This is a genomic window from Oscillibacter sp. ER4, from assembly GCF_000765235.1.
Lineage (GTDB): Bacteria > Bacillota > Clostridia > Oscillospirales > Oscillospiraceae > Hominicoprocola > Hominicoprocola fusiformis.
The window spans coordinates 1-2,387 of record NZ_JPJG01000065.1 but is presented as its reverse complement, the minus strand read 5'-3'; the positions used below and the strand labels follow the sequence as shown (position 1 = coordinate 2,387).

2 protein-coding genes are annotated in these 2,387 nt (G+C 52.7%); both read right to left on the bottom strand.

Translation table 11 applies throughout. The features are described from left to right. Positions 1–120: 120 nt before the first annotated feature. Positions 121–939 carry an ATP-binding protein gene (locus NI20_RS0110650; protein WP_197055385.1) on the bottom strand — a complete coding sequence of 273 codons (819 nt, stop codon included), beginning with the start codon at positions 937–939 and terminating at the stop codon, positions 121–123. After that, positions 932–2,251 carry an IS21 family transposase gene (istA, locus tag NI20_RS0110645; protein ID WP_033121387.1) on the bottom strand — a complete coding sequence of 440 codons (1,320 nt, stop codon included), beginning with the start codon at positions 2,249–2,251 and terminating at the stop codon, positions 932–934. Before istA ends, NI20_RS0110650 begins: the two co-directional genes overlap by 8 nt. Positions 2,252–2,387: the final 136 nt, after the last annotated feature.

The window sequence follows — 2,387 nt, the reverse complement described above, 5'->3', positions numbered from 1 at the left end:
GGTGTTAGCGCCGGGAGAAAATCGCCATTTTGAGCCGGGAGAAAACAGCCAATTTCAGCCGGACAGAAATCGCCAATCCGGGCCGGGAGGGTGTAGCCAGCCCCGGTTTGGATGTCGGTTTTAAATGCCGCTCTTTTGGCTGTGGGCGGCGGCCGGAGGCGCTGCGGACGACCGCAGGGAAACCGTCTCAAGACGGCGGCCGCGGAAGCTCTCGCCCTTAATCGAAAACACAATCGCATCATCGAAGATACGGTCGAGCGCACACAGGAGCGAGTCATTCTCACAGAAATTCTCCTGCCACTGTGCGGGATCACGGTTGCTGGTAAAAACCATGTTGTAGTAGCCGTCCTTCTGGTAGCGGCGGTCCACCATATCAAAAAACAGCCGCGTGCTTTCCTTGTCAAACTCGCAATGCCCCACTTCATCAATAATCAGGCAGGAAGGCCGAACGAGAGCTGCGAGGAGCGTACTTTCACGGCCAGCACGTCGGGCATCCGTCATTCGGTCACGCAGCTCGGTCATCTTAATGAAGTATGCTTTCATGCCGTGCTCGCAACAGGCGCGGCCAAAAGCCTGCGCCAAATGAGTTTTTCCGGTTCCCGGTTTCCCAATGAAGGCGAGGTTTTTGTGGGCGTAGAGGGCGGACAGCGTAGAGAGGTTACGCAACTTGTCAATGTTCTTCCCAGTGATGCGGCTGAAATCGAAGTTGTCAAAGGTTTTCGGAACCTTCAGCGGCAGTCGGCTTGTACGCAGTAAGAAGTCAACAGTAGAGCTGTTTTTCTTTGCTTTTAGATGTTCAAAGACCTTAGCCACTGCAAGGACTTCTGCGTCAGTCATGTTGTTCTCCTGTACCAGAGTAGCAAACTCTTCCACCGAGAACCCAAACTTCATCAGATCCTTGCTGCAAGCGGCCACAGTGTCTAACAGCGTATTATTCATCCCAATCATCCTCCTTGCTGAAGTTGAACTTCTCAAAGGAGAGGTCACGGACCGGCTCTGGAAGCTGTTTAATCACCGTCTTTACCGGCATAGTGGGGAACTCTTCCGGCTGCTCAGGCAGAGCATACTGGTTCTCACAAAAGCTGTCCCGGCGCGCCCATGTCACATTGTGCGTGGTCAGGAGAAAGGCCATATCGGATGAATAGATGTACAGCGTATCACCGTCGCGCAGCACACGGGCAGTCTTGCCATGGTAGGTATAGGGGACCCCAAAACGACGTCCCTCATAGCTTACAAACCCGTCAAAAGAAATCCGGCGCTCCGGGCAGAGATAAAACAGCAGTTCATAGCTGTCATCCAGAATGGATACCACTTTGAGACAGCGCTCTGAATGGATATCCTGGGGAATGCCAACCCCCCTGTGGTAAGCTGCGTTCTGTTCATTGCACCAATCCAAAGCTGCATAATTCAGATCGGTCACATTCCAGAACACGCGCCCAATGAGGAAGTTTTCTTTTACGAACCGTACCAGACGTTCCACCTTGCCCTTCGTAAAGGGATGCCGGGGCTTGCAGAGCTTCGTCTGGAATCCAACGGTCTTCATGAACTGCTCATAGTCCTTCTGCCAGATTGGATTGCCATCCAGGTCACGCCGAATGACCACACTCTTCATGTTATCCGTCAGGACGTATTGAGGAACACCCATGTAGCGGAAAGCGTGGATTATCCCAATGAACAAATTTTCCTGCTTTGCATTGGGGAAGAACTCCACATACTGTTGCCCGCAGTGGTGGCAAATCATAGCGAAGCAGGCGGCGTTGTATTCACTTCCATCGTATGCCTGTACCTTCGTAAAGCCCCAGTCCATCTGAAACGCCTCTCCGGGACCGGTAGAGTACCGTCGCCCACGGTTTCCCTGCGGTTCAACTGCATGACGAGGGGCGGGAACAAGATGATGGTGGGCAGAGATGTAGTCCTTGACGATGGTTTTACCACCAGCGAATCCACTCTTACGAAGTTTATCAAGGCACACGACAGAGTTTACAACGCCTGCTTTGAGCAGGCCATCCAGAATGCCGGTGTAGCCACTCAGGAGTGTAGTTGTGGCCTTGCGGCCCTTCAAGGCGTGTTGGACATCCTCAAAGTCATGTTCTTTCATGCGGCGCAGTTTGGCGCGGGAAATTCCCGTACGACGCCCAAGGTCTGCGAGGTTGATTTTCTCCAGCGAGAACTTGTCTCCCTGTTCGGCCATCATCTGTTTTATAGCTTCCGCTACTGCTGGATTCATAGCTGCAAAATTAGGCTTCTTCATGATTCCTCCTTTCACCGGGGGCTGGCTACCCTCTAAGTGTAAAGGATTTCATGAAATCATGATTGGCTATTTTCATCCGGCCATAATTGGCGATTTCCGCCCGGCCCGGAATGGCTAATTCCGCCCGGCGCTAACA

What these genes read in the sequence shown, in the direction of transcription:
- istA (WP_033121387.1), bottom strand. Translation starts at nt 2,251, where the DNA reads ATGAAGAAGCCTAATTTTGCAGCTATGAATCCAGCAGTAGCGGAAGCT.
- NI20_RS0110650 (WP_197055385.1), bottom strand. Translation starts at nt 939, where the DNA reads ATGAATAATACGCTGTTAGACACTGTGGCCGCTTGCAGCAAGGATCTG.